This window comes from Serratia sp. CY27727 (assembly GCF_052169275.1).
Lineage (GTDB): Bacteria > Pseudomonadota > Gammaproteobacteria > Enterobacterales > Enterobacteriaceae > Serratia > Serratia sarumanii.
Genome location: NZ_JBJNLB010000001.1, coordinates 917,270 through 941,357 on the forward strand (window position 1 = coordinate 917,270; position 24,088 = coordinate 941,357).

The 24,088-nt window shown below is 62.0% G+C and carries 28 protein-coding genes; 17 read left to right on the top strand and 11 right to left on the bottom strand.

From position 1 onward, the window contains the following. Nucleotides 1–14: 14 nt before the first annotated feature. Nucleotides 15–794, top strand: a complete 780-nt coding sequence (locus ACJ8HB_RS04560) for an ABC transporter substrate-binding protein (RefSeq protein WP_047568753.1) — start codon at nucleotides 15–17, stop codon at nucleotides 792–794. Nucleotides 795–828: 34 nt separating this feature from the next. On the opposite strand, the gene ddlA is transcribed toward ACJ8HB_RS04560, so the two are convergent. Beyond that, nucleotides 829–1,932 (bottom strand): D-alanine--D-alanine ligase, encoded by a 1,104-nt coding sequence (ddlA, locus tag ACJ8HB_RS04565; protein ID WP_047568755.1) that lies wholly within the window; start codon nucleotides 1,930–1,932, stop codon nucleotides 829–831. Between the two features lie 167 nt (nucleotides 1,933–2,099). Between ddlA and ACJ8HB_RS04570 the strand changes: the two genes are divergently transcribed. From ACJ8HB_RS04570 to ACJ8HB_RS04590, 5 genes are all read left to right on the top strand, one after another. Beyond that, entirely contained in the window at nucleotides 2,100–2,303 is a 204-nt protein-coding gene (locus tag ACJ8HB_RS04570; RefSeq protein WP_006324220.1) for a ParD-like family protein, read from the top strand. After that, nucleotides 2,300–3,094, top strand: coding sequence for a type I methionyl aminopeptidase (map, locus tag ACJ8HB_RS04575; protein ID WP_047568762.1), 795 nt, complete (start codon nucleotides 2,300–2,302; stop codon nucleotides 3,092–3,094). The genes ACJ8HB_RS04570 and map overlap by 4 nt, the downstream gene beginning before the upstream one ends. A gap of 125 nt (nucleotides 3,095–3,219) precedes the next feature. Next, nucleotides 3,220–4,926 (top strand): D-lactate dehydrogenase, encoded by a 1,707-nt coding sequence (gene dld, locus ACJ8HB_RS04580; protein ID WP_047568764.1) that lies wholly within the window; start codon nucleotides 3,220–3,222, stop codon nucleotides 4,924–4,926. A gap of 222 nt (nucleotides 4,927–5,148) precedes the next feature. Beyond that, nucleotides 5,149–5,574, top strand: a complete 426-nt coding sequence (locus tag ACJ8HB_RS04585) for a PAS domain-containing protein (protein ID WP_033647052.1) — start codon at nucleotides 5,149–5,151, stop codon at nucleotides 5,572–5,574. 5 nt (nucleotides 5,575–5,579) lie between these two features. Next, nucleotides 5,580–7,103, top strand: coding sequence for a flavodoxin domain-containing protein (locus tag ACJ8HB_RS04590; RefSeq protein WP_047568767.1), 1,524 nt, complete (start codon nucleotides 5,580–5,582; stop codon nucleotides 7,101–7,103). Between the two features lie 13 nt (nucleotides 7,104–7,116). Here the strand turns inward: ACJ8HB_RS04590 and ACJ8HB_RS04595 are convergent, their stop codons facing one another. Genes ACJ8HB_RS04595 through ACJ8HB_RS04605 form a run of 3 tightly spaced genes read right to left on the bottom strand, consistent with a single transcriptional unit; the run spans nucleotide 7,117 to nucleotide 9,810 of the window. Then, entirely contained in the window at nucleotides 7,117–8,124 is a 1,008-nt protein-coding gene (locus tag ACJ8HB_RS04595; protein ID WP_047568769.1) for a FecCD family ABC transporter permease, read from the bottom strand. After that, a complete protein-coding gene (locus ACJ8HB_RS04600) occupies nucleotides 8,121–9,077 on the bottom strand; it encodes an ABC transporter substrate-binding protein (protein ID WP_047568771.1) in 957 nt (318 codons plus the stop codon). Before ACJ8HB_RS04600 ends, ACJ8HB_RS04595 begins: the two co-directional genes overlap by 4 nt. Before the next feature lie 16 nt (nucleotides 9,078–9,093). Further along, nucleotides 9,094–9,810 carry an ABC transporter ATP-binding protein gene (locus ACJ8HB_RS04605; protein ID WP_047568772.1) on the bottom strand — a complete coding sequence of 239 codons (717 nt, stop codon included), beginning with the start codon at nucleotides 9,808–9,810 and terminating at the stop codon, nucleotides 9,094–9,096. Nucleotides 9,811–10,408: 598 nt separating this feature from the next. Here ACJ8HB_RS04605 and ACJ8HB_RS04610 point away from each other — a divergent pair. Further along, the gene (locus tag ACJ8HB_RS04610) at nucleotides 10,409–11,260 is read left to right on the top strand and encodes a DMT family transporter (RefSeq protein WP_047568774.1); all 852 of its coding nucleotides are present in this window, start codon (nucleotides 10,409–10,411) and stop codon (nucleotides 11,258–11,260) included. A gap of 57 nt (nucleotides 11,261–11,317) precedes the next feature. Here the strand turns inward: ACJ8HB_RS04610 and ACJ8HB_RS04615 are convergent, their stop codons facing one another. Beyond that, a complete protein-coding gene (locus tag ACJ8HB_RS04615) occupies nucleotides 11,318–11,908 on the bottom strand; it encodes a Yip1 family protein (RefSeq protein ID WP_033637547.1) in 591 nt (196 codons plus the stop codon). 205 nt (nucleotides 11,909–12,113) lie between these two features. Here ACJ8HB_RS04615 and ACJ8HB_RS04620 point away from each other — a divergent pair, with 205 nt between their 5' ends. From ACJ8HB_RS04620 to ACJ8HB_RS04645, 6 genes are all read left to right on the top strand, one after another. Next, nucleotides 12,114–12,581 (top strand): acyltransferase, encoded by a 468-nt coding sequence (locus ACJ8HB_RS04620; protein ID WP_047568776.1) that lies wholly within the window; start codon nucleotides 12,114–12,116, stop codon nucleotides 12,579–12,581. After that, nucleotides 12,581–13,123, top strand: a complete 543-nt coding sequence (locus ACJ8HB_RS04625) for a GNAT family N-acetyltransferase (RefSeq protein WP_033653479.1) — start codon at nucleotides 12,581–12,583, stop codon at nucleotides 13,121–13,123. Before ACJ8HB_RS04620 ends, ACJ8HB_RS04625 begins: the two co-directional genes overlap by 1 nt. Before the next feature lie 104 nt (nucleotides 13,124–13,227). After that, nucleotides 13,228–14,079 (top strand): DUF1460 domain-containing protein, encoded by an 852-nt coding sequence (locus tag ACJ8HB_RS04630; protein WP_033647064.1) that lies wholly within the window; start codon nucleotides 13,228–13,230, stop codon nucleotides 14,077–14,079. A gap of 130 nt (nucleotides 14,080–14,209) precedes the next feature. Further along, a complete protein-coding gene (locus ACJ8HB_RS04635; protein WP_033653481.1) occupies nucleotides 14,210–15,022 on the top strand; it encodes a MetQ/NlpA family lipoprotein in 813 nt (270 codons plus the stop codon). Nucleotides 15,023–15,181: 159 nt separating this feature from the next. Further along, on the top strand, nucleotides 15,182–15,721 hold the full coding sequence (locus tag ACJ8HB_RS04640) for a GNAT family N-acetyltransferase (RefSeq protein ID WP_033653482.1): 540 nt from the start codon (nucleotides 15,182–15,184) through the stop codon (nucleotides 15,719–15,721). Nucleotides 15,722–15,824: 103 nt separating this feature from the next. After that, a complete protein-coding gene (locus tag ACJ8HB_RS04645; protein WP_016928643.1) occupies nucleotides 15,825–15,908 on the top strand; it encodes a membrane protein in 84 nt (27 codons plus the stop codon). A gap of 42 nt (nucleotides 15,909–15,950) precedes the next feature. Here the strand turns inward: ACJ8HB_RS04645 and ACJ8HB_RS04650 are convergent, their stop codons facing one another. After that, a complete protein-coding gene (locus ACJ8HB_RS04650; RefSeq protein WP_047568779.1) occupies nucleotides 15,951–16,871 on the bottom strand; it encodes a DUF808 domain-containing protein in 921 nt (306 codons plus the stop codon). A gap of 99 nt (nucleotides 16,872–16,970) precedes the next feature. Next, nucleotides 16,971–17,375: a VOC family protein gene (locus tag ACJ8HB_RS04655; protein WP_033653485.1), complete on the bottom strand. Its 405-nt coding sequence runs from the start codon at nucleotides 17,373–17,375 to the stop codon at nucleotides 16,971–16,973. A gap of 75 nt (nucleotides 17,376–17,450) precedes the next feature. Here ACJ8HB_RS04655 and ACJ8HB_RS04660 point away from each other — a divergent pair, with 75 nt between their 5' ends. Further along, nucleotides 17,451–17,906: a GNAT family N-acetyltransferase gene (locus ACJ8HB_RS04660; protein WP_033647069.1), complete on the top strand. Its 456-nt coding sequence runs from the start codon at nucleotides 17,451–17,453 to the stop codon at nucleotides 17,904–17,906. 34 nt (nucleotides 17,907–17,940) lie between these two features. Here the strand turns inward: ACJ8HB_RS04660 and pbpG are convergent, their stop codons facing one another. The 3 genes from pbpG to ACJ8HB_RS04675 form a co-directional block, all read right to left on the bottom strand. Next, a complete protein-coding gene (pbpG, locus tag ACJ8HB_RS04665) occupies nucleotides 17,941–18,870 on the bottom strand; it encodes a D-alanyl-D-alanine endopeptidase (protein ID WP_041033978.1) in 930 nt (309 codons plus the stop codon). 151 nt (nucleotides 18,871–19,021) lie between these two features. After that, nucleotides 19,022–20,125: an adenosylhomocysteinase gene (locus ACJ8HB_RS04670; protein ID WP_033653486.1), complete on the bottom strand. Its 1,104-nt coding sequence runs from the start codon at nucleotides 20,123–20,125 to the stop codon at nucleotides 19,022–19,024. Nucleotides 20,126–20,170: 45 nt separating this feature from the next. After that, nucleotides 20,171–21,115: a GlxA family transcriptional regulator gene (locus ACJ8HB_RS04675; RefSeq protein ID WP_047568781.1), complete on the bottom strand. Its 945-nt coding sequence runs from the start codon at nucleotides 21,113–21,115 to the stop codon at nucleotides 20,171–20,173. Nucleotides 21,116–21,206: 91 nt separating this feature from the next. Between ACJ8HB_RS04675 and ACJ8HB_RS04680 the strand changes: the two genes are divergently transcribed. Together ACJ8HB_RS04680 and ACJ8HB_RS04685 are read left to right on the top strand one after the other, a co-directional pair. Beyond that, complete coding sequence (locus ACJ8HB_RS04680; protein WP_047568783.1) at nucleotides 21,207–21,884, top strand: DJ-1/PfpI family protein; 678 nt, start codon at nucleotides 21,207–21,209, stop codon at nucleotides 21,882–21,884. 50 nt (nucleotides 21,885–21,934) lie between these two features. Beyond that, entirely contained in the window at nucleotides 21,935–22,498 is a 564-nt protein-coding gene (locus ACJ8HB_RS04685; protein WP_033647075.1) for a DedA family protein, read from the top strand. Nucleotides 22,499–22,514: 16 nt separating this feature from the next. On the opposite strand, the gene ACJ8HB_RS04690 is transcribed toward ACJ8HB_RS04685, so the two are convergent. After that, nucleotides 22,515–23,408: a LysR family transcriptional regulator gene (locus ACJ8HB_RS04690; protein ID WP_047568785.1), complete on the bottom strand. Its 894-nt coding sequence runs from the start codon at nucleotides 23,406–23,408 to the stop codon at nucleotides 22,515–22,517. A 112-nt stretch (nucleotides 23,409–23,520) separates the two neighbouring features. Here ACJ8HB_RS04690 and ACJ8HB_RS04695 point away from each other — a divergent pair, with 112 nt between their 5' ends. Further along, entirely contained in the window at nucleotides 23,521–23,958 is a 438-nt protein-coding gene (locus tag ACJ8HB_RS04695) for a PACE efflux transporter (RefSeq protein ID WP_033647078.1), read from the top strand. Nucleotides 23,959–24,088: the final 130 nt, after the last annotated feature.

The window sequence follows — 24,088 nt, forward strand, 5'->3', positions numbered from 1 at the left end:
AAGGGGCACTGCCTATGAAAGCATTGAAAACGCTGTTTGCCGCCGGATGCCTGCTGGCCGCCGGCGCTTCGCTGGCGGCGGAAAACAGCCTGCGCTTCGGCCTGGAAGCGCTGTATCCGCCGTTCGAATCCAAATCCGCCAGCGGCAAACTGGAAGGGTTCGACATCGAACTGGGCGACGCGGTGTGCGCCGCCGCGCAGTTGCAATGCAGCTGGGTGGAAACCTCGTTCGACAGCCTGATCCCGGCGCTGCAGGCGCGCAAGTTCGACGCCATCAACTCGGCGATGAACGTGACCGAACAGCGGCGCCAGGCGATCGCCTTCACCGACGCCATCTATCAGGTGCCGAACCGCCTGATCGCCAAGGCCGGCAGCGGCCTGCTGCCGGACGCCAAATCGCTGGCGGGCAAACACGTGGGCGTGCTGCAAGGATCGATTCAGGAGATTTACGCCAAAACCCATTGGGCGACGGCGGGCGTGGACGTGGTGTCTTATCAGGATCAGAATCAGGTTTATCTCGATCTGGCGGCCGGTCGGCTTGACGCCACGCTGGTGATGGCGCCGTCGGGGCAAAGCGGCTTCCTGTCGCAGCCGGACGGCAAAGGCTTCGCCTTCGTCGGCGAGGCGGTGCGCGACGACAAAATCCTCGGTGAAGGTATCGCCTTCGGCCTGCGTAAAGGGGATGAGGCGCTGAAGAAAAAACTGGATGCTGCCATCGCCAAAGTGAAACAGCAAGGCACGGTGACGGCGCTGTCGAAGAAGTATTTCGGCGATATCGATGTGACGGTGAAGTGAGAGACGGGGGCGGCACCGCCGCCCCCTGCCGCGATTAGCGATCGAACACCGAGCTGTTCAGCGCGCGATCCTGCTGGTGGCGCTCCAGCGCCAATTCGATCAGGCGCGTGATCAGCGCCTGATAGCTGACGCCGCTGGCGGCCCACAGCTTGGGATACATGCTGATATTGGTGAAGCCCGGCAGCGTGTTGATTTCGTTGATCACCACCTGGTTGTCCGGCGTCAGGAACACATCCACCCGCGCCAGCCCGAAGCACTCCAGCGCGCGGAACGCCTTCAGCGCCACCTCGCGGATGTGGTCGCTCACTTCCGGCGCGATCGCCGCCGGCACCACCACCTGAGCGCCCTGCTCATTGATGTATTTGGTGTCGTAAGAATAGAAGGCGTCGCTCAGCACGATCTCGCCGCACACGCTGGCCTGCGGATCGTCGTTGCCCAGCACCGCGCACTCGATCTCGCGGCCGACGATCGCCGACTCCACCAGCACCTTGTGATCGAAGCTGAAGGCCAGCGATACCGCCGCGTCGAACTCGGCGCGGTTTTCCACCTTGCTGACCCCGACCGACGAGCCCTGGTTGGCCGGCTTGACGAACAGCGGCAGGCCGAGGCGCTCGCTCAGTTGCTCAAACGTGAATCCGGCGCGGTTGGCGCGGGTCAGGGTGACGAACGGCGCCACCACCAGCCCGGCATCGCGCAGCAGGCGCTTGGTCACGTCTTTATCCATGCTGACCGCCGAGCCGAGCACGCCGGCGCCGACGAACGGCATATTGGCCATGCGCAGCAGCCCCTGCAGCGAGCCGTCCTCCCCCAGCGTGCCGTGCACGATCGGGAAGATGACGTCGAGTTGGCCCAACGCGCCGGCGCTGCCCGCTTCGATCAGCTGTTGTTTTTCCTGGCCCGGGATCAGCGCCACGTTCTTGTTCGAGCGGTTCAGCGCGATCAGCGCCGGGTTCTCGGCGTTGAGCAGGTAGTTGGAGGCGTCGTTGATGTGCCACTGCCCCTGTTTGTCGATCCCCAGCAGCGTGACGTCAAACTTCTCTTTGTCGATTGCATCCACAATGTTTTTGGCCGACTGCAGCGACACCTCATGCTCCGCCGATTTACCGCCAAAAATCACCCCAACACGTAGTTTAGTCACGCCTTAAATCCTTCTGAAAAATCATGGCAAAAAGTCGTTCATCACAATAAACGCATTGCCCGGCGGCGGCAATCGTTGTTGCCAGAATCTTCTTACGCCACAGAATGCCACATCGCGACCATCCTAAACGTATACACTTCGTATATCGTTCACTTAGGGAGACGCCGATGGGCATCGTAAAAATTTCAGACGCGCTGCATGACGATCTGCGCCTCGCCAGCCTGACCATGACGCGTTCGATCAACGCGCAGGCCGAGTACTGGATCAAGATCGGCATGCTGGCGGAGTTCCATCCGGAACTGACCTACCCGCAGCTGGTAAAAAAAATGATGAAAGATAACGCGCTGACGCTGAAGGAGATTGTCGGGTGAAACAGATTGTGATTAAAACGCCGGAAGAGATTGCCAAAATGCGCCATTCCGGCGCCCTGCTGGCGAAAGTGTTTGCTATGCTCGATGAGGTCATCGTCGAAGGCATCTCCACCATGGAGATCAACGACCGCGCCGAGGCGTTTATCGTCGAAGAGCTGAAGTCGCGCCCGGCCAGCAAGGGGCAGTATGATTTCCCTTATGTGCTCAACACCTCAATCGACGACGTGGTGTGCCACGGGGTGCCGTCGGCCAGCAAAATCCTGCGTTCCGGCATGATCGTCAACGTGGACATCACGCTGGAAAACGGCGGCTACATCGCCGACTCCAGCAAAATGTACTGCATCGGCCAGGTGACGCCGCTGGCCAAACGGCTGGTGAACAACGTCTATGAATCGATGTGGCAGGGCATTCGCGCGGTGAAACCGGGCGCCACCCTCGGCGATATCGGCCATGCCGTCCAGCGGCACGCCGAGCAGGCCGGCTACAGCATCGTGCGGGAGTATTGCGGCCACGGCATCGGCCGCGATATGCATGAAGAGCCGGCGGTGCTGCACTACGGCCAACCCGGCAGCGGTCTGGTGCTGCAGGAAGGCATGGTGTTCACCATCGAGCCGATGATCAACCAGGGCGACCGCCGTATCAAGCAGAAGAAAGACGGCTGGACGGTGGTGACGCGCGACAAAAAACTGTCGGCGCAGTGGGAACACACCGTGGCGGTCACCGCCGACGGCGTGGAGATCCTGACGCTGCGCGACGAAGAGCGCCGGGCCGGCTACGCCGAGCGGTACTAAACCCGCAAGCCATTAGCCTGGCAAGCTGATAGCTTAATAAGTTATTTAATTGATAACCTCTTAGCTTATATGCGGCACTCCGGCGCCGCGGTTAAAGTGACGGGGATGACAGGGAGACAGACAGCATGCAGTCAGGCAATCAGGCGTTTATCAATCAGCTCAAGGACATCGTCGGCGGCCCGCAGCTGTTGACCGGCGATCGCAACACCGAGCGGTATCGCAAGGGGTTCCGCTCCGGCGAAGGCCAGGCGCTGGCGGTGGTGTTTCCCACCAGCCTGTTGCAGCTGTGGCGCATTTTGCAGGCCTGCGTGGCCGCCGACAAAATCGTCATCATGCAGGCCGCCAATACCGGCCTGACCGAAGGATCGACCCCCAGCGGCAACGACTATGATCGCGACATCGTCATCGTCAGCACCCTGCGCCTCGACCATATTCAGGTGCTGGACAACGGCAAGCAGGTGGTCGGCTTCCCCGGCAGCACCCTGCACCACCTCGAGAAATTGCTCAAACCCTACGGCCGCGAACCGCATTCGGTGATCGGTTCCTCCTGTATCGGCGCCTCGGTGATCGGCGGCGTGTGCAACAACTCCGGCGGCTCGCTGGTGAAACGCGGCCCGGCCTATACCGAAATGGCGCTGTACGCCCAGCTAGGGGAAGACGGCCAGCTGCGCCTGGTGAACCATCTGGGCATCCGCCTCGGCGACACGCCGGAAGAGATCCTCACCCGGCTGGAAAAAGGCGACTATCGCCCGACCGACGTCGAATACGGCGAGCTGCGCGCCTCGGATAACGAGTACGCCAGCCGGGTGCGCGACGTCGATGCCGATACCCCTTCCCGCTTTAACGCCGACAAACGCCGCCTGTTCGAGGCTTCCGGCTGCGCCGGCAAGCTGGCGGTGTTCGCGGTGCGGCTCGACACCTTCGAGAAAGAAGGCAAAGAGCAGGTATTCTATATCGGCACCAACGACACCGCGGTGCTGACCGAGCTGCGCCGCCACATGCTGAGCCAGTTCGAAAACCTGCCGGTGGCCGGTGAGTACATGCACCGCGATATCTTCGACATCGCCGAGGTCTACGGCAAAGACACCTTCATGATGATCGACAAGCTCGGCACCGATCAGATGCCGCGCTTCTTCACCCTGAAAGGCCGCATGGACGCCAGCCTCAACAAGCTGCCGCTGCTGCCGCACAACCTGACCGACCGGCTGATGCAGGGCCTGAGCCATCTGGCGCCGAGCCACCTGCCGAAGCGCATGAAGGACTACCGCGAACGTTTCGAACATCACCTGCTGCTGAAGATGGCCGGCCCCGGCGTAGACGAAGCGCAGCGCTACCTGACCGAGTACTTCGCCCAGGCCGAAGGCGCTTTCTTCGCCTGCACGCCTGACGAAGGCAAAAAGGCCTTCCTGCACCGCTTCGCCGCCGCCGGCGCCGCCGTGCGCTACCATGCGGTGCACGCCGACAAGGTGGAGGATATTCTGGCGCTGGATATCGCCCTGCGCCGCAACGACACCGACTGGTTTGAAACGCTGCCGCCGGAAATCGACAGCCAGCTGGTGCATAAGCTGTATTACGGCCACTTTATGTGCCACGTCTTCCATCAGGACTACGTGGTGAAAAAAGGCGTCGACAGCCACGCACTGAAAGAAAAGATGCTCGAGATCCTCAACCGGCGCGGCGCCGAGTACCCGGCGGAGCATAACGTCGGCCACCTGTATCACGCCAAACCGGATCTGCAGGCGTTCTACCGCGCCGCCGATCCGACCAACAGCTTCAACCCCGGCATCGGCAAAACCAGTAAACGCAAAGGCTGGGCCGAAGTCCCCCGCTAAGACCGCCCGATTGGCCCGCCGCCGCACCCGGCGCGGGCCTACTCTCCCCTGCCTGCCTCATCGTGATCTTTCTGCGCCCTTAAAGATGTATTTATATTGCAACTTATAAATTTCCCGATTACCATTCATCGCAAATGAGAATCAATTACAAAACTGTCATGACGGATACATGGCATCCGCCGTGGCAATCACCGCGAAGTTGTTAATGAGAAGGAACCTACCATGAGTCAGACCCTCGATTCCGCCCAGCTGTTAGCCGCGCTCGATAAAGTGATGGTGATCTCCACCACCGATCTGCAAGGCACCATCACCTACGTCAACGATCTGTTTTGCCAACTGACCGGCTTTTCCCGGGAAGAGCTGGTGGGCCAGCCCCATAGCATCGTGCGCCACCCTTCCGTGCCGAAAGCGGTTTACAAAGCGATGTGGGACACCATCAAGGCGGGCGGCATCTGGACCGGCATCATTCCGAACGTCGGCAAAGGCGGCGTGCTGTACGTGGTCGACACCACAGTGCAACCGCTGTATGACGCCCAGGGCAATATCGCGGCCTATATCAGCATCCGCCGCGTGATCAACGATCTGATGACCGACTTCGAATCGGTGGAATTCGCCAAAGAACAGTTCGACAACCACTACGACAAGTAACCGCCATGGCCGACCTTATCGAACGCATCCTGATTGGTTACGGTTCGGAGTCGGGCAACGCCCGGGCGCTGGCGATGCGCCTGGGCGAGCAAAGCAGCCTGCAACCCTACCGCCCCGTCGTGAAAGAACTCAACGCCATCCAGCCCGCCGATGTGGGCGAGCATGACGCCCTACTGATCGTCTCGAGCTCATTTGGCGACGGCGAACCGCCCGCCAACGCCGAACGTTTTTCCGACGCGCTGGCGCAATGGCCTAACCGCCATCGGTTGCGCTACGCCATCTTCGGCCTCGGCGACACCGCGTACCCGCATTTCTGCGGCTTCACGCAGGCGCTGGATGCACGCCTGACGCAATACGGCGCCCGCGCCATCGTCAATCGCGTCGACGCCGACGTTAACTTCGAACCGTTCTTCGCAACCTGGCTGACGACGCTGGATAAGGTGCTGGCCGGCGATGCCCAGGCCGGCCGCGATTTACATCTGCGCGTAACCGCCTACGGTGAAGACCATGCGTTCAGCGCCGCCCTCCTCGAACGGCGGCCGCTCAGCGCACGCACGCCACAGGCCTGGCACCTGCGGCTGAATATCGCCGGCAGCGGCATCGTTTACCGGGCGGGAGATACCGTCTATCTGTTGCCGGAGAACGACGAAGGATTATTGACCCGGCTGGCTGACTGGCTCGGCAGGCCGGAGGCCGTCGACACGCTGCGGCGTCGGGAGCTGCGCCAGCTCAGCAAAACGACGCTGCGCGAACTGGCGCAGTTGGCCGACAGCGAAGAACTCAAAGGCTTGCTCAAGATCCGCCAGCGCAAAGCCCTGGAGAGTTATCTGTACGGCGCCGATCTGCTGGACGTGCTGCACGATTTTTGCCCGCCGCACGCGGTCACGCTGGAGAACCTGCTGACGCTGCTGCCCGTTTGCCTGCCGCGCGCCTACTCCATCGCTTCGGCAACGCGGGAAGAGAGCCTCGATCTGTGCGTGCGCGACGTGCATTATGAACGCGGCGGCCGCACCCGGCGCGGCACGGCGACCGGCTGGCTGCTCAGCCAACCCGGCCCTTTCCGCCTCTTCTGCCGCGCCAACCCCGGCTTTTACCTGCCGCGCGATACCACCGTACCGGTGCTGCTTATCGGTACCGGTACCGGCATCGCACCGTTGATTGGCTTACTGCGCGAAATGGCCGCCCAGGGCGAACGGCGTGAAACCGTGCTGATCTTCGGTGAGAAAAGGCGCGATGAAGACTTCCTGTATGGCGAGGAATTGGTCACGCTGAACGCGGCGGGCGTACTCACGCGGCTCATCACGGCATTCTCGCGCGACACCGCCGACAAGTATTACGTGCAACACGCCATCGACGATCACGCCGGTGTCGTCAGCGGCCTGCTGCGGCGGGGCGCGCATGTCTACCTGTGCGGCAATCGTCAGTATCTGGAACATGCCGTGGCGACGGCGCTGGAGCAAGCCCACGGGGCGGAAAACCTGTGGCAGACGCTGATTGAGCAGCAGCGCCTGCATCTGGAGCTCTATTGAGACAGGGCGGCGTTCACCGCTCCGCGCGCAGCAGCAAGGACACGATGAACGCGCCCCCCAGCCCCGCCGTAATGATGCCGATGGGCAGTTCCTGATTGGGGATCAGGCTGCGGCTGAGCATGTCACCGCCGGTCAGCAGCATCGCCCCCAGCATGCCGCACATCGGCACGGACAATCGGTGGCGCACGCCCACCAGGCTCCGGGCCAGATAAGGCACCATCAGCCCGACAAAGCCGATCACGCCCGTCAGCGAAACGAGAAACGCCGTGGACAGTGCGCAGCACAGAAAGGTCTCGGTGCGCAGCCGCGCCACGTTGACCCCCATCGAATGGGCGGTTTGCTCGCCCGCCAGCAGCGCGTCCAGCGCCCGCCAACGCAGCGCCGTAAACCCGGCCAGCAGCACGAAACTCGCCAGCGGAATGAACAGATTATCCCAACGCGCCAACCCCAGCCCGCCGAGCGACCAGAACAACACCGAACCGGCCGCCCGCTGATCGCCGGAAAACACCAGGTAGCTGGTCAGCGCGCTAAACAAAAATGAGACCGCCAGGCCACAGACGATCAGCTGCTCGGCGCGCCTGACCCGGCTGACGCGAAACAGGATCATCACCGCCATCGCGGACAGAATGCCGCCGACGAAAGCGGACAGCGGCAACGTCAGTACGCCCAACGCATCACCGAAGCGCGTGATGACCAGCACCGCGCCGGCGGAGGCACCGGAAGAGAGCCCAAACAAAAAAGGATCGGCCAGCTCATTGCGGGTGGTGGTCTGCAGCAGCGCGCCGGTCATCGCCAGTCCGGCGCCGGTTAACGCCGCCAACAAAGCCCTGGGCACCCGCAGCTGCACGACGATGGTGTCCAGCATGCCGGAAAGCGGCGCCGAACCGAGCCCTAACGCCGCAAACGCCTGCCGCCATGACAGCGCGACGCTCCCCAGCTGCAGGCTCCAGATCATTAGCCCGCACAATACCGACAGCGCCAGCGGTGCGAGCAGCATAAAGCGCCGAGTCGGCGAGTTCATTCAGCCTCCGGCGCGTACAGCGCCCGCGCCAGCTTTTCCACTGCGCCGATGTTGGCCGGCCCCGGCGTCAGCTCCGCATACTGCAGTTTCAGATAGCGGTGGTGCCGTACGGCAGGCGTCAATTTCATCAACGGGTGAGACTCGAGGAAGCGCCGCAGCGCATCGGCGCCCGAACCGGTCTGGTAATCCAGCAGAATAATGAAATCGGGCTCGGCCGCCGCTACCGCCTCCCAGGACGCCGTCGTCCAGCTCGCCGGCAAACCGTCCATCACGTTGCGGCCGCCCGCCGCTTCGATGATCGCCGTCGGCATAGCGTATTTGCCGCTGGTGAAAGGCTTCTCCTCCCCCGAGTCATAGACGAACACCTTGAGCGGCGGCTGGCCCGCCGGCCTGGCGGGAAGCGCAGCCAACCGGCGCTGCCAGCCCTCAACCAGCGCGGTGGCCTCTTGCTGCTTGCCGAAAATCTTGCCGAGCTTCAGCTCATCGTCATACAGCAGGTTCATATCGGCCTTCTGCGGCCGCCCGCCGGCCTGTACGCAGCTCTCGCTCAGCACCAGCGTTTTGATGCCGAACGGGGCGAGCTTCTCCGGCGTGACGTCGCCGCCGATCTTCATGCCGTAATTCCAGCCGGCGAAAAAGAAATCCGGCTGTGCCGCCAGCAGCGTTTCCAAAGCGGGATATTTCGGCGCCAGCTCGGGAATGGCGCCCATCGCGGCCTTGAAGTCGGGCGTCAGTTTGTACCAGCCGGTGATACCGGTCAGCCCGACAATGCGATCCTGCAGATGCAGTGCAAAGGCCATCTCGGCCATGTTGATGTCGTTGATGACGGCGCGCTGCGGCGCCTGGTTGAAGGTGACCGGCACACCGCAGCTTTCTACGGTGACGGGAAAATGTTCGGCCGCCGCCGACCTGGCGGCCAGCAGCAGAAGCAGGATGAATACGCGTGCGTTCATGTTTCTCTCTGGTTGATCAAGCGCAATGGGGAACGTCAAAAATGCGCAGCGTTTTCCCGCTGACGGGATGCGCCACCTTGAAACTGTTCATGCCGAACACCGGCAAAATCACCGGAGTTTGCAACACCGCCTCGGGCGTACCACAGGCCACCTGACGGCTTTCGTTCAGCACCAGGATCCGATCGGCAAACGCCTCTGCCACGGGCAGATCGTGCAAGACCGCAATCACGGCGATGTCTTTATTTTTCACTAACGACAGCAGCGCCGAGCGCCCGGGCGGATCGAGGTGATTGGTCGGTTCATCCAGCAACAGCAGATCGGGAGACTGCGCCAACGCCCGAGCCAGCGCGGCACGCTGGCGCTGGCCGCCCGAGAGCCGCCCCAACGGATGGCGCCTGAGCGGCACCAACCCGGTTTCCCCGATGGCTTCGTCAACGATGCGCTTTCCCGTCGCAGAACATGCGCCATGCGGCAAACGGCCCAACGCCACGTAGTCCTCAACCGACAGCCGCAAATCCGGCGAATCGTTTTGCGCCAGAAAGGCGATGCTTCTGGCGCGCTCCGCCGCCGGCCACGCGGACAAGGCGCGCCCTCGCCAGTAAATGCCGCCGCTGTCCGGCCGCGTTTCACCGATCAGGGCACGCAACAGGCTGGACTTGCCGCTGCCGTTAGGGCCGATCACCGCCAGCTTCTCACCGGCGCGCAGTGCGAAATGGATGTTGTCGAGTATCAATGCCCCGCCGTGGCCGGTCAGGCTAATCCCATCAACATGGAGGATGTCGTGAACTGAATTCATTATGCGTAAATTGTTATATTATAACATATCAATATTTTTACCACGATTACGCGCCTTCTGCAAAAGCGAATCGCAATGTCTTTTGTCGCACGCATTGCGTGAACCGAGGCAAGAGCAAGCCGCGCCCTCTGCGTCAAAACTGCGCGGCCAAAGCAACATAGCATACCTCCCAATAAATGATAATGATTTTCATTATCACTTAAGCCACTGCGATTTCCGATTGCACGTCCCGCTGAACTTAGTTATGTTTGAGCGATTAGTTTCATTCCCAGTTTTCAGGAACTCACATGGCCTACCTGGCGCACAGCACAGATCCGACAAACGCGACCGTTCCGGCCGCCGTTTTGCTGTGTGCTTCTTCCGCTCCACCCGCCGTTTCCTCTGTCGTTTCAGCGGTTGCCGCTTACCCGCCACGCATTGTGGTCGTGCGCTAAGCCAAACCGACTTTTTACCTCCGGCTTATTGATCTGTTGCGTTCAGGCGTAGACCGCCGCGCGCGCCGGAGCCTGTAATTTTCACGACAGGTGAAATTGACATGCGATTACCTTCTCTCTGGGCCAATACCGGCCTGGCTACGCTGTTCGTCCTGCTTTGGAGCAGCGGCGCGATCTTCTCCCGCTGGGGGCTGGAGCACGCCTCCGCCTTCGCTTTTCTGTTCTTCCGCTGCGCCATCGCGCTGGCGGTGCTGTTGGCCATCGGCCTGTGGCAGCGCCAGTGCCTGCCCGCCCCCAGCACCCGCCGGCGCGTCGCGCTGATTGGCGTGCTGATGATCGGCAGCTATCAAATCTGCTATCTGCTGGCGTTGGAACAGGGTATTACGCCCGGCGTGCTGGCCACGTTGCTTGGCGTACAGCCGATCCTCACCCAGTTCATCACCGAACGGCGCTGCACCGGGCTGCGGGCGCTCGGCCTGGCGCTGGCGATGGCCGGGCTGACGCTGGTGGTGTACCAAAGCCTGATGGTGGCCCACTTCTCGCTGAGCGGCATGCTGTTCGCCTTTATCGCGCTGGGCTGCATGACCGCCGGCACCCTGCTGCAAAAAGGCATGACGCAGCCGCCGCTGGCGGTCTTGCCGCTGCAGTATGCCGTCGGGTTGCTGATGTGTACGCTGGCGCTGCCGTTTGAGCCGCTGCGGGTCGAGTGGCGGCCAGAGTTCGTGCTGCCGCTGCTGTGGATGGCGGTGGTGATCTCGGTGCTGGCGACCTTCTTGCTGTATCGCCTGATCCAGCGCGGCAACCTGGTGCAGGTCACCAGCCTGTTCTATCTGATCCCGGCGGTCACCGCCCTGCTGGACTACCTGCTGCTCGGCCACGCACTGGCGGCGCTGAGCCTGCTGGGCATGGCGGGCATCGTGCTCGGCGTGATGCTGGTTTTCCGCCGCGCATAAAAGCAAAAGCCCCCGCGCCGTTCCACCGGCGCGGGGGCGACAACAACAACCGTTAACTCAGAATAACCAGGAACCGTACCCCCACAGCAGCACCGTCACCCCAAGCAGCAGCTCGAGCAACAGAATGCCGATGGCGAAGGTCGAGCTGGAGAAGATGAACCCTTCCTTACTGTCGATATTCAGGAAGTGCGGGATCCCCAGATTCAGCAGATAGCCCGAATAGCACAGGCCGATAATGCCGACAAACAGACACAGCCAGACGACCGGATAGAGCGCCACAATCCCGCTGAGGAACATCGGGGTCGCTACGTAGCCGGCGAACACCATGCAGCGGTGCAGGCTGGGGCGCGATTCATAGCGCCGCGCCATCCAGTGAATGACTTTCCCCATGGCCGCTACGCCCGCCAGCATCAGCAGGTAAAACGCCACGGCGGTATAAAGCGCGGTAAACATGTCGAGCCTGATGGCATGTCCCTCGCCGGAGAGCCAGCCCAGCTGGGTGGTGCCGATAAAGGCGCAGACCACCGGGATTGCTGCCAAGAGCAACACGTGATGGGTGTATAGGTGCGAGACGCTTTCATTCTCGTTTTTGATCTGTTCGAACTCGGCGCTGGGATGCGCCAGAAGTCCCCAAACATGACTGACCATGAGACACCTCCTATCTCGCCGTAGGCCGCGATCGGCGAACGAATTTCACACCTCCGACGGACTGCTACCCGTGCGAGGATTGCGGCCACGGGGCTCTCTCCCCTGTACTCATTATAGTCTTTCGGCGAAAAAACGTGCGGAAAGCGCAACGCCGCGGCGCTTTGTCTTATACTCCCACCATAAAAACCAGGCTGCGAGGAAGGCCATGTCATCCGTTATCACCACCCGCCAGGCGGGGATCGTCGACGTCGACGCCGGGCGCAACGTCACCGTTATCGAGCCCTGCAATTTGTACGGCTGCCGGCTCGGCGACGATGTCTTCGTCGGCCCGTTCGTGGAGATCCAGCGCCACGTCAGCATCGGCGCGCGCAGTAAAATTCAGTCGCACAGCTTTATCTGCGAATACGTTACCCTCGGCGAAGCGTGCTTTGTCGGCCACGGCGTCACCTTCGCCAACGATCTGTTCAAAGACGGCGCACCCAATACCGATCCGGCCAGCTGGGGGCGCACGCGCGTCGGCGATCGGGTGTCCATCGGCTCCGGCGCCACCATCCTGGCGGTGGAGATCTGCAGCGACGCGGTGATCGGCGCCGGGGCGGTCGTGACCCGCGACATCACCCGCAAGGGGATTTATGCCGGCAACCCGGCGCGCCTGCTGCGGGAGCTGCCGTAATGATCCCGGCCATCCGCATTGCGGCCATTGAGGCGCTGCCCGATGATTACCTGACGCGCGGCGATTTCGGCTTTACCATCCGCTGTTACGCCCTGCCGCAGTTCGACACCCCGGTCGACAGCTGGCCAACCCGCCCGGTGGCGCCGTTTCGCAAACAGTATCCCCTGGCGCCGTTCGCCAACGAAGACAGCGCGACTTTCCTGGCATATCGCCAGGACCAAGCCGTTGGCCACATCACGCTGAGCAAAAACTGGAACGGTTACACCCTGATCGACGAGATCGCGGTCAGCGCTCACGCGCGCCGTCAGGGCATCGCCGGGGCGCTGCTGGACTGCGCCAAACAGTGGGCGCGACAGCAGGAAACCTCAGGTATGATGCTCGAAACGCAGAACAACAATCTGGCCGCCTGTCGCTGCTACCAGCATTACGGGTTTATTCTCGGCGGCATCGACCGTTTGCTGTACCGCGCCGAGCCGGAGATCGCCGATCACGAAATCGCGCTGTTCTGGTATTTGCCGTTCAATAGCGAAATCGGTTACTGATTTATCGGCCGCCATTGAGGCTATGTTTACTTTTTAACCCCTACCATCGGATGAGAACTGTTATCACTGACTCTGATAAGCCAGCGACACCCAGGGAGGGCCGTATGAACCAGAACAAGGTTGTTTTACTGATGTTAGCTATCGCCATGAGCGGATGCGCCGAGCGCCCCACCGCCGTCTCCCCCGCAACGCCGCCGACCGACGTCACCGTTTCGCCGCCGGCTGTGCAACCGCAGATGGACGCCAGCACCCGCAGCAAACTGCATGAGATCCTCGCGCTGCGCGCCGGTTGGCCCGCCACGCAGCCGCATGGCCGCACCGTCGATTTGATTTCGCGCGAGTTTCTCGGCACGCCCTATCTCGCCAACCGCCTGATCGGTTCGCAGAGCACGCCCGAGCAGCTGGTGATCGACTTCCGCGGGCTGGATTGCTTCACCTACATCGATTATGTGGAAGCGCTCAGCACCGCCCGCAGCGAGGGCGAGTTCGTACAGCGTCTGGTAGACATTCGCTACGTCGACGGCAAAATCGCCTTCCCGCAGCGCAAACACTTCTTCACCGATTGGGCGCAGCGGCCGAAAAAAGTGGCTGAAGACATCACCGCGCGGCTCAGCCCGCACGCCGTCACCCTCGTGAAAACCCTCAACCGCAAAGCGGATGGCGGCAGCTACCTGCCCGGCTTGCCCGACGTACAACGCAGCGTGACCTATATCCCCAGCGACCGCATCGACGACAAGGTGCTGGCCCAGCTGCGCACCGGCGATTACATCGGCATTTACACCAACCTGGACGGGCTGGACGTGACCCACACCGGCATCTTCGTGATGACCGACAACGGCCCGGTGCTGCGCAACGCCTCATCGCGCAAGGCCAACATGCGGGTGGTCGATTCGCCCTTTATGGATTACGTGATGGCCACGCCGGGCATCGTGGTGCTGCGTTCGCTCAGCCGATAATCCCCCGCCGCATAACGGCTATAAGCTATAGCCGTTTATGCTGAGCGAGCGTTTGACTTCATCGGCGGTTCAAGCTTAGCTGTAAGAACAAAAACCAACTGATTTTATTGTTCTTTTCAGGGAGACTTCGATGACCTTACGCTGGCGTATCACCCCTCTGGCGGCGGCCTTTGCCGCCGTTTTGGCACTTCAGGGCTGCGATCAAAAAACCGATCGGAACCATATCAAGGTCGGCGTCATCAACGGCGCGGAACAGGACGTGGCGGAAGTCGCCAGGCAAGTGGCGAAAGAGAAATACGGGCTGGACGTCGAGCTGGTCGGCTTCAGCGGTTCGCTGCTGCCGAACGACGCCACCGACAAGGGCGAACTGGACGCCAACGTGTTCCAGCACCGCCCGTTCCTCGAACAGCAAAATAAAGATCACGGCTATAAGCTGGTGGCGGTCGGGAATACCTTTGTCTTCCCGATGGCCGGCTACTCCAAAAAGATAAAATCGCTCAAAGAGCTGCCGGACGGCGCGGTGATCGCCATCCCGCTCGATCCGACCAACCTGGGGCGCGCCCTGCTGCTGCTGGAAAAAACCGGATTGATTACGCTGAAACAAGGCAAGGGGTTGTTGCCCACCGCCCTGGACATCAGCGCCAACCCGCACCGTTACCAAATCATGGAGCTGGAAGGCGCGCAGCTGCCGCACGTGCTGGACGATCCAAAGGTCACCGTCGCCGTCATCAGCACCACCTACATCAACCAGACCGGCCTGTCGCCGACCAAAGACGGCATCTTCATCGAGGATAAAGACTCGCCGTACACCAACATCATCGTCACCCGCGAAGACAACAAGGACGCGCCGAACGTGCAGAACTTCATCAAGGCCTATGAGTCTGACGAAGTGGCCAAGGCCGCCGAGAAAATCTTCAACGGCGGCGCGGTGAAAGGCTGGTAATACCTGGCACAGCGCCGCAGGGGCTCTCCCCAAAGAACCCCTAGTCAGCTAATCATCGGGTTTTCTTATCTCACCATAAGAAAACCCGATTTACCCCGGCGGCGAGCGGCGCGCATAATGGCGTTTATCCGCTGATTTCCAAGGTAAACAGGCATTACCATGACGCTCTCCGCTCCCGTACTCAGCCTCCTCGATGCCACGCCGGACGATATGGCCGCCGTGCTGCAAATTTACACTCACCACGTGCTGTACGGTGCCGCCTCGTTTGAAGAACAGCCGCCGCCCCTGGCGGAAATGCAGCTGCGGCTGAGCAAGGTGCAAGAAGCCGGGCTGCCCTGGCTGGTGGCGAAAAGCGAAGGCCATATTGTGGGCTACTGCTACGCCACGCCGTATCGGCCCCGGCCGGCCTATCGTTTTACCGTGGAAGACTCGGTGTATATCGCCGAGGGGCAACAGGGTAAAGGCGTCGGCAAGGCGCTGCTGAGCAAGCTTATCGCCCGCTGCGAGCAAGGCCCCTGGCGCCAGATGCTGGCGATCGTCGGCGATTCCGCCGCCAACCGCGGTTCGCTGGCGCTGCACCAGTCGCTCGGCTTTACCAGCGTCGGGACGTTAAAGGCCGTGGGGTTCAAACTGGGGGAATGGCGCGACACCCACCTCATGCAGCGCGCGCTGGGCGCGGGCGACAGTCAGCATCCTTGAATACATGGCGACGCACGATAGGAAGTTAGCGTCTATAGTGAAGAGTGATTTCATTAAGTTAGCGCCAATCGTGCGCCACATTTAACCGGTAAGGGAGAAGTAAATGAAAATTATTCTGTGGATTGTCGCCATCATCTTCATCGTGGGTTTGTTGACGATTACCGGCGTTCTCAAACTGATTTTTTAAAGCGTCAGCTCCGTCCCGCCCCTTGCGGGGCGAGACTTTTCATCATGCCTTGAAACGCGCGCGCACCGCGCCCAGCGCCGACACCACCGCCAGCACCACGCCGCCGGCGATCACACCGAACACCACGTTCAGCAGAGCTGGAATGACACCCTGCAAAATATGCCCCAACGTCGGCACCACCGTAGCGTAGGAAGCCCAGTCCTCAAACAGATGATGTACCGGCGGCAGACCGTGGGTCAGGATGCCGCCGCCGACCATAAACATGGCGACTGTGCCGACGATCGACAGCGTTTTCATCAAATAGGGCGCGGCGCGCACGATGCCGCCGCCGACGGCGCGCGCCAACGCGCTGCCCTTGCGGCTCAGGTACAGCCCCAAATCATCCAGCTTGACGATACCGGCGACGATGCCGTAAACCCCCAGCGTCATCGCCAGCGCGATGCCGCACAGCACGATCACCTGCTGACTGAAAGTGGCGCCGGCGACGGTGCCCAACGTAATGGCGATAATCTCGGCGGATAACACGAAATCGGTACGCACAGCCCCTTTTATCTTGCGCTTTTCATAGGCCGCCACATCCTCATTGGCGCCCGGTCCGTCTTGCTTATCCTCATGCGCCTGCTTGTCTTGGCTCAGGCTGTGATACACCTTTTCGAACCCTTCGTAGCACAGGTAGGCGCCGCCCACCATCAGCAGCGGCGTGATCGCCCAGGGCGCGAAAGCGCTGATCAGCAGCGCCAGCGGCACCAGGATCGCCTTGTTGATCAGCGAACCTTTGGCGACGCTCCACACCACCGGCAGTTCGCGGTCAGCTTTAACGCCAGTGACCTGCTGCGCGTTGAGCGCCAGATCGTCCCCCAGCACCCCAGCGGTTTTTTTTGCCGCCATCTTGGTCATCAAAGAGACATCGTCCAGCAACGAGGCGATGTCGTCGATAAGGGTAAGTAAGCTACTTCCTGCCAAAATGATTCATCCTTTTACATATGCATACGCGGGTTATTGTACGTTTAGCATAGCGGTAAACCACCGCGAGCGGATATGGGATAAACGCCACTTTCTCCATCACCTCAGATCGCCCGCCGGCACATTGAGCTGCCAGGAAAGCCCAAAGCGATCGTTGAGCCAGCCGAAACGCGCGCTGAAGCCGTAGTCGTCGAGCGGCATCAGCACCTTACCGCCCTCCGCCAGGCGGTGGAACGCCCTCTCCAACGCTTCTTCGTTAGGCAGATTGATGAACAGCGACACCGCCGGGGTAAAGCTGAAATCATGGCTGATCGGGCTGTCGATAAACACCAGGTTCTGCCGATCGAAATCGATGGTGGCATGCTTGATTAACCGCCGGCCGTCCGGCGTCGGGTCGTAATGCTGCACCTGCATGAGCCGAAAACGCTCAAACACCTGGCTGTAGAGGTCGATCGCCTGCTGCGCCTCCCCCTGGAACATGACAAAGGTCGAAACCTGACTCATAACATCCCCTTCGGTAATCGTTGTGGTATTAATGGAGGATAGCGGATTACCCTTGAAGCGGCGAAAGGAGCAACCATGAGCATCATTCATCGCCTGGCGCAGCCGGACGATCTCAACGGCCTGTTGGCTCTGTATCGCGAGCTGCGCCCACAGGATGCGCCGCTGCGCAGCGACGACGCGCGCCGTGCCCTGCAGCGCCTGCTGGACGATCCGGCGATCCGTCTGGTGGTAGCGGCGCAAGAGGAACAGCCGATAGCCACCTGCATGCTGGCGCTGATCCCGGGGCTGGCGCATCAGGCGCAGCCGTTCGGCGTCATCGAACACGTGGTGACGGCGGAGCCCTATCGCGGCCACGGCGTGGCGCTCGCGATGATCGAATACGCGCTGCAGCTGGCCTGGCGCAAGGGCTGTTACAAGGTGATGCTGCTGTCGGGGCAGCAACGCACCGGCGCGCACCAGCTTTATCTCAAGGCGGGTTTCGACGGCGATCGCGAGCGGGGATTTGTCATCAGACGGCCCGAGGGCCGATAGCGGCCTGCCGCAAACGGGCAGGCCGCCAGGCAGGTTATTCGCTGTCGTTCTTCGCCAGACGGGCGTCTTTTTGGCGGCGATAGTCACGGGCGGCGGCCGGGATCGGCGTCACCTTGCCGGTTTCAATCCAGCTGCGCAGACGGTTGGCGTCGGCGAAGTGGGTGTATTTGCCGAAGGCGTCCAGCACCACCAGCGACACCGAGCGGTTACCGATTACCGTACGCATCGCCAGGCAGTGGCCCGCCTGGTTGGTGAAGCCGGTTTTGGTCAGCTGGATGTTCCATTTCGGGTTGTACACCAGGTGGTTGGTGTTGCGGAACGGCAGCGTGTAGTTCGGATCCTTGAAGCTGGCCATGCGTTCGGTGGTGGTGCTGAGCTGGCCGATCAACGGGTATTGCTTGGTGGCGATCAGCAGCTTGGTCAGATCGCGCGCCGTCGACACGTTATGAATAGACAGCCCGGTCGGTTCCACATAATGGGTATTGGTCATGCCCAGCGCCCTGGCCTTGGCGTTCATCGCTTTGATGAAGGCGTTGTAGCCCCCCGGATAGTGGTGCGCCAGGCTGGCGGCGGCGCGGTTTTCCGACGACATCAGCGCCAGCAGCAGCATATCCTTACGGCTGATTTCGCTGTTCAGCCGCACCCGTGAATACACCCCTTTCATCTCCGGCGTCTGGCGGATGTCCACCGCCAGCATCTCGTCGAGCGGCAGGTGCGCGTCGAGCGTGACCATGGCGGTCATCAGCTTGGTGATCGAGGCGATCGGCACCACTTCATCCGGGTTGCGCGCATACATCACCTTATGGGTTTGCATATCGACGACCATCGCGCTGCCGGAGGCCAGCTCCGGTTGGGTGGCGTGCAGGGCGGCGGCGTTGTCGCTGGCCAACGCGCGCGGCGCAAAGCCTGCGCCCGCCTGCAAAGCGAGCAGGGTCAGAACCAAAACACGTATTTTCACAGGCATTACTCTGAAATGGGGGCTTGAACTCAGCGAATTATATGTGAGGGTTCAGCGCTTGGCACTGGGATTGTATGGCGGATTTGTGACAAATTCTGTCCGCTGAAAAACGACGCAGCCCGCGGACGCTCTGGGATGAACGCCCGCGTGGAAAAAGTTACAGCGCCGGCTGCCAGGCCGACTGCGGCAACAGGTACAGCCCCGGCGTTTGCCGCGCCCCGGCGCCGACGATATGGCCGATGCCGGCCGCCATCACCGCCAGCGTCACATCGAAGGCGTTAAGGCTGTCGCCATAGCCGGCGGTCAGGTTAAACATCGAGCCGTTGGCCAGCAAATACACCGTCTTCTCATTAAGTTGGTAAGCGTTCACATAAGGCATCGGCTCGTGGTGCGGCAGGCCTTGCAGGAAGCCGACGTCGATCTCTTCCGCCACGTGGCCGACGTTGAGGATAAACACGCCGTCCTGGGCCTGTTGCAAATGCTGCGCCGAGAGCACGTTTTTCGCGCCGGTTGCGGTGGCGATCACGTCCGCCTGCGCGACGGCGCTCGCCAGATCCACCACCTGCCAGCCGTCATAACGCGCCTGCAGCGCGCGCGCCGGATCGATTTCCGCCACCATCACCTGGCCGCCGTAAGCCCTGGCCGCCGCCGCTGTCCCCTGCCCGACCAGGCCGTAGCCGATCACCAGCACGCGCTTTTCGTGCAGCGTCAAATGGGTGGTCTGGAAGAAGGTGTGCCAGGCGGTCAGCCCAACCATATGTCGATTGTGCAGCCCCTCTTTCACCGGCAGATCGTCCCAGTTGAAGATCGGGTAGCGCGGCGCCACGCCGTTTAACCGGCTGATGCCCGATCCGGTGGCTTCCAGCCCGGCGACGATCTGCGGGCCGTTCGGCGATTGGTGCAAACGGGTGGTCAGATCCGCCCCCATTTCGCACAGGTGAGTCGGCTGCCAAGCCAGCGCGCGGTCGAAGGACTCCGACCATTCGCCGGCGTTCATGTCGCGCCAGGCATAGGCCTGCGCGCCCCGCCGTTCCAGCCAGGCCACCACGTCGTTCTGCACCGTGGTGGGATTGCAGGTGGTCAGGAAGATCGCCGCGCCCTTATCCAGCAGGCCGGCCACCAGCGGCGCCATTTTCAGATCCAGGTGCATATTGCACGCCAGCCGCACCCCGTGCAGGTCCGGCAACGCCGCCACCGCCGCCCGGGTGCGCGGCATATGGCGCATCGCCCAGTTCAATTCGCTCTCGAAATCCTGATACATCCGTTGCTCCTCTGGTGTGCCCCGCCGCCAGGCGTGGCAAAAAAGTTATCCCGCGCGGCCGAGCCGGCGGATCGCCTGCGGCGACAGGCCAAATACGCGGATAAACGCCCGCCTCATGCGCTCCGGATCGCTGAACCCCACCGAACGGGCGATCGCCTCCAGTGGCTCGGCGCTCTCTTCGATGCGCACCCTGGCCGCCTCCACCCGCAGTTGTTCGATCACCTTGGCCGGCGTCTGCCCGGTTTCGGCGCGGAACAGCCGGCCGAACTGGCGCTCGCTCAGGCAGGCGGCGTCGGCCAGATCCGCCACCGACAGCGGCAGGTGCAAGTGCTCGCGCGCGAACGACAGCGCGGCGCGCATGCGATCCGACGACGGGTTCAACGCCAGCAGCAGCGAATACTGCGACTGCCCGCCGGGGCGCCGATGATAGACCACCAGCTGCCGCGCCACGACCGCCGCCAGGGTGGCGCCAAGGTCGTCTTCTATCAACGCCAGCGCCAGATCGATACCGGCGCTGATGCCGGCCGAGGTCCAGATATCGCCGTCGCGAATGAAAATGCGGTTGCTGTCGACGCGGATGCGCGGATAGCTCTGCTGCAGCCGCGCCGCGTGATACCAGTGGGTGGTAGCGCGCTTGCCGTCCAGCAAACCGCAGGCCGCCAGAATAAACGCGCCGGTGCACACGCTGGCGATGCGCCGCGCCCGCCGGCTGTGGGTGGTCAGAAACGCCACCAGCGCCGGCGACTGCGCCGCCATCACGTTGCCGCTGCCGCCGGCCACCACCAGCGTATCGAAACGCTCGTCGCCGCACGGCTGCGTGGCGATCTCCACCCCGGCCGAGCTGGCGACCATCCCGCCCTGCGGCGAGATCGCCACGCAGCGGTAGGCCGGCGGATCGGTAAACTGGCTGACGTTATCGAACGCCGCCAGCGGGCCGGCAAAGTCCAGCAGGTTGAAACCGGGAAAAACCACAAAACCGATCGTTTTCATGATGGCGCTTTTTGAGGGTTATCTGTCATACCAGCCAAAAACAGGGCGGCTATTATGGCCCAGGTCCAACGATAAAAATGAGGCGAATGTCATGTCTGAACCACTCGTGATTGTATTTCCCATCTATCAAGGCGTCACCCAGCTCGACTTCACCGGCCCGCTGCAGTTTCTGCGCCACATGCCGGGCGCGGAAATCATCGTCGCTTCGGTAGACGGCGCGGATGTCGAATCGGAAGGCTTGCACTTCACCCAGCTGCGCCCGCTGCCGGAGATCGCGCGCTGCGACGTGCTGTGCGTGCCGGGCGGCAGCGGCTGTACCCAGGCGCTGCAGGATAAAGCGTTCATGCAGCAAATCCGGCGGCTGGGCGCCGATGCCCGCTACCTGACCTCGGTGTGCACCGGTTCGCTGATCCTGGCCGCGGCCGGCCTGCTGGCGGGCAAACGCGCCGCCTGCCACTGGTCGATGCGCGACAGCCTGAAGCTGTTCGGCGCCATCCCCAGCGCTGCACGCGTAGAGCGCGACGGCAACGTGATCAGCGGCGGCGGCGTCACCGCCGGCATCGATTTCGCGCTGGCGCTGATCGCCGAACTGCACGGCGAAGACACTGCCCAAACGATCCAACTCTATCTGGAATACGCCCCGGCCCCGCCGTTCACGGGCGGCACGCCGGAACTGGCCCCGCCGCACATTTACGCCAGGGTACAGGCGCAGATGGCGGAAAGCCTGGCGCGGCGCAGAGCGTTGGTGGCCCAGATCGCCCAAGGCTAGCGATCGGGCGTATACTTGCCCTTATGCGTCAGTCACATAAGGAGTAAGGAATGACCGATTTGGCCCACTACATTACGGACTACGGTTACTGGGCGTTGTTTATCGGCTGCCTGGCTGAGGGGGAGACCATCACGCTGCTGGGCGGCATCGCCGCCCATGAAGGCTTGCTGCACTGGCCGTGGGTGATCGCGGTGGTGGCGCTGGGCGGTACGCTGGGGGATCAGCTGCTGTACTTCGCCGGCCGCCGGTTCGAAGGCCGGGTCATCTCGCGGCTCAAGGGGCAGGAAAAGCGCATCGCGCGCGCCAGAAAGCTGATCGCCCGCCACCCAATGCTGTTCGTTATCGGGGTGCGCTTTATGTACGGTTTCCGCATCATCGGCCCGGTGCTGATCGGCGCCAGCCGCCTGCCGCCGTCGCGTTTTGTGCCGCTCAACATCCTCGGCGCCATTCTGTGGGCGACGATCTTCGTCATGCTCGGCTATTTTGGCGGCCAGGCGATCGAACGCTTCGTTACCGGCTTCGACAAAAAACTCTCCAGCCTGCTGTTTGTCGCGCTGGCGATCGCCGCCATCCTGCTGGTGCGCTTCTGGTGGCGCAAACGCCACGCGGAATAAGCCAGCGCGCCTGGCGTCAGCCTTCCTGCGGTGCCGCGCGCATCAGCTCGACCAGCTCGCGCGCCGCCTTGTCCAGCGGGCGATTCTTCAGCCAGATCAAATGCATCGGCAAGCGCAGCTCGTTCTTGGTGTTTTTGAATTTCAGCCGTACCAGCCGCCCCTGCGCCAGCAGCGGCTCGGCCAGCGACAGCGGGAAATTGCCCCACCCCAGGCCCGCTTCCACCATGTTCAGCGCCATCGGCAGGCTGTCGGTGCACCAGTAGGCCTCCGCCACCTGCGGGCGCAGATCGCCGATCGGCAGATCGCGGCTGGCCACCATGATCTGCCGCACGTTGACCAGATCCTCGAGAAACAGTTCGCCCGCCGCGCCGTCCAGCGCCGGGTGCTGCGGCGAGACCATCGCCACCAGCGATTCCGCGCCGACGGAGTGGAACTGCTCCGCGCTGTTGATGTTCAGCCCGCCGAACGCCAGGCAAACGCCAATGCGCTCCTGGTGCAGCATGTGCAGCACGTCGTCCTGCGGCGCGCTGAGCACTTCGATGTTGAGCAACGGATAACGCTGCGACAGCGTCTTCACCGCCGCCAGCAGGCTGGCGCCGTTAATGTCAGACGCCACGCCGATCGAAAGCCGGCTCTCCAGCCCCTGAGACAGTTCGATAGCGTGCACCTGCAGCTGCTTGAGCTGCCCGGCGATCAGGCGGGCGTGCGGCGCCAAGGCCAACGCCAGCGCGGTCGGCGTCGGTTCGCGGTGCGAGCGATCGAACAAGGCGAAACCGAGTTCCGCCTCCATGTTGGCGATGCCCATGCTGACAGCGGACGGTACGCGCCGCAGCGCGCGAGCGGCAGCGGAAAACGAACCGCGATCGAGCACCGCCAGAAACAGTTCGATATTGTCGCTGGAAAAGTTCATCGTTTAACCTGTCAGTTAAACTGACAGCTCCTGACTTTTTCTATCAATGTGATTGACGTTATCTTAGCCGCCGTCGCCGCAGAGGCAACTAAAAACAGATCGGGAGAAAACAATGCAAGGCGTCAAACGCAAACTGGTGTATGTCACCGCTTATGAAATCATCGGCATGGCGATCTCGGCGCTGGGGCTGGCGCTGCTGTCGGGCCATGCGCCGAGCAGCACCGGGCCGCTGGCGGTGGTGATCACCACCATCGCGGTCAGCTGGAACTTCATTTACAACTATTTATTCGAGTGGTGGGAAAGCCGCCAGCTGTCGCGCACCCGCACGCTCAAGCGCCGCATTTTGCACGCCGTCGGCTTTCAGCTGACGCTGGTGGTGTATCTGATCCCGCTGATCGCCTGGTGGATGGGCATCACGCTGTGGCAGGCGCTGCTGCTGGATATGGCGCTGATCGTCATCATTCCTTGCTACACCTTCCTGTTTAACTGGGCGTTCGACAAGCTGTTCGGCCTGCCGGCTTCGGCTCTGCCGGCCGGTGAATCCGCCTAAAAAGCCCCCGCGTCCGATTCGCCTGCGCACGCTAATTACTGCGCAGGCGCCATCGCTTTATTTTCCGCCCGCCTTCCCCCTCACGCAAAATAACGTCCAAATCCCTTTAATTTGCACGGCAATTATTATT

Bases quoted from the DNA above. Each gene is read 5' to 3' on its own strand.
- ACJ8HB_RS04655 (WP_033653485.1), bottom strand. From the start codon at position 17,375: ATGAGTCAGGTTTCGACCTTTGTCATGTTCCAGGGGGAGGCGCAGCAG.
- ACJ8HB_RS04685 (WP_033647075.1), top strand. From the start codon at position 21,935: ATGACCGATTTGGCCCACTACATTACGGACTACGGTTACTGGGCGTTG.
- ACJ8HB_RS04630 (WP_033647064.1), top strand. From the start codon at position 13,228: ATGAACCAGAACAAGGTTGTTTTACTGATGTTAGCTATCGCCATGAGC.
- ACJ8HB_RS04680 (WP_047568783.1), top strand. From the start codon at position 21,207: ATGTCTGAACCACTCGTGATTGTATTTCCCATCTATCAAGGCGTCACC.
- ACJ8HB_RS04610 (WP_047568774.1), top strand. From the start codon at position 10,409: ATGCGATTACCTTCTCTCTGGGCCAATACCGGCCTGGCTACGCTGTTC.
- ACJ8HB_RS04625 (WP_033653479.1), top strand. From the start codon at position 12,581: ATGATCCCGGCCATCCGCATTGCGGCCATTGAGGCGCTGCCCGATGAT.
- ACJ8HB_RS04675 (WP_047568781.1), bottom strand. From the start codon at position 21,115: ATGAAAACGATCGGTTTTGTGGTTTTTCCCGGTTTCAACCTGCTGGAC.
- dld (WP_047568764.1), top strand. From the start codon at position 3,220: ATGCAGTCAGGCAATCAGGCGTTTATCAATCAGCTCAAGGACATCGTC.
- ACJ8HB_RS04590 (WP_047568767.1), top strand. From the start codon at position 5,580: ATGGCCGACCTTATCGAACGCATCCTGATTGGTTACGGTTCGGAGTCG.
- ACJ8HB_RS04615 (WP_033637547.1), bottom strand. From the start codon at position 11,908: ATGGTCAGTCATGTTTGGGGACTTCTGGCGCATCCCAGCGCCGAGTTC.
- ACJ8HB_RS04560 (WP_047568753.1), top strand. From the start codon at position 15: ATGAAAGCATTGAAAACGCTGTTTGCCGCCGGATGCCTGCTGGCCGCC.
- ACJ8HB_RS04640 (WP_033653482.1), top strand. From the start codon at position 15,182: ATGACGCTCTCCGCTCCCGTACTCAGCCTCCTCGATGCCACGCCGGAC.
- ACJ8HB_RS04570 (WP_006324220.1), top strand. From the start codon at position 2,100: ATGGGCATCGTAAAAATTTCAGACGCGCTGCATGACGATCTGCGCCTC.
- ACJ8HB_RS04635 (WP_033653481.1), top strand. From the start codon at position 14,210: ATGACCTTACGCTGGCGTATCACCCCTCTGGCGGCGGCCTTTGCCGCC.
- ACJ8HB_RS04690 (WP_047568785.1), bottom strand. From the start codon at position 23,408: ATGAACTTTTCCAGCGACAATATCGAACTGTTTCTGGCGGTGCTCGAT.
- ACJ8HB_RS04645 (WP_016928643.1), top strand. From the start codon at position 15,825: ATGAAAATTATTCTGTGGATTGTCGCCATCATCTTCATCGTGGGTTTG.
- ACJ8HB_RS04695 (WP_033647078.1), top strand. From the start codon at position 23,521: ATGCAAGGCGTCAAACGCAAACTGGTGTATGTCACCGCTTATGAAATC.
- pbpG (WP_041033978.1), bottom strand. From the start codon at position 18,870: ATGCCTGTGAAAATACGTGTTTTGGTTCTGACCCTGCTCGCTTTGCAG.
- ACJ8HB_RS04600 (WP_047568771.1), bottom strand. From the start codon at position 9,077: ATGAACGCACGCGTATTCATCCTGCTTCTGCTGCTGGCCGCCAGGTCG.
- ACJ8HB_RS04585 (WP_033647052.1), top strand. From the start codon at position 5,149: ATGAGTCAGACCCTCGATTCCGCCCAGCTGTTAGCCGCGCTCGATAAA.
- ACJ8HB_RS04660 (WP_033647069.1), top strand. From the start codon at position 17,451: ATGAGCATCATTCATCGCCTGGCGCAGCCGGACGATCTCAACGGCCTG.
- ACJ8HB_RS04670 (WP_033653486.1), bottom strand. From the start codon at position 20,125: ATGTATCAGGATTTCGAGAGCGAATTGAACTGGGCGATGCGCCATATG.
- ACJ8HB_RS04595 (WP_047568769.1), bottom strand. From the start codon at position 8,124: ATGAACTCGCCGACTCGGCGCTTTATGCTGCTCGCACCGCTGGCGCTG.
- ACJ8HB_RS04620 (WP_047568776.1), top strand. From the start codon at position 12,114: ATGTCATCCGTTATCACCACCCGCCAGGCGGGGATCGTCGACGTCGAC.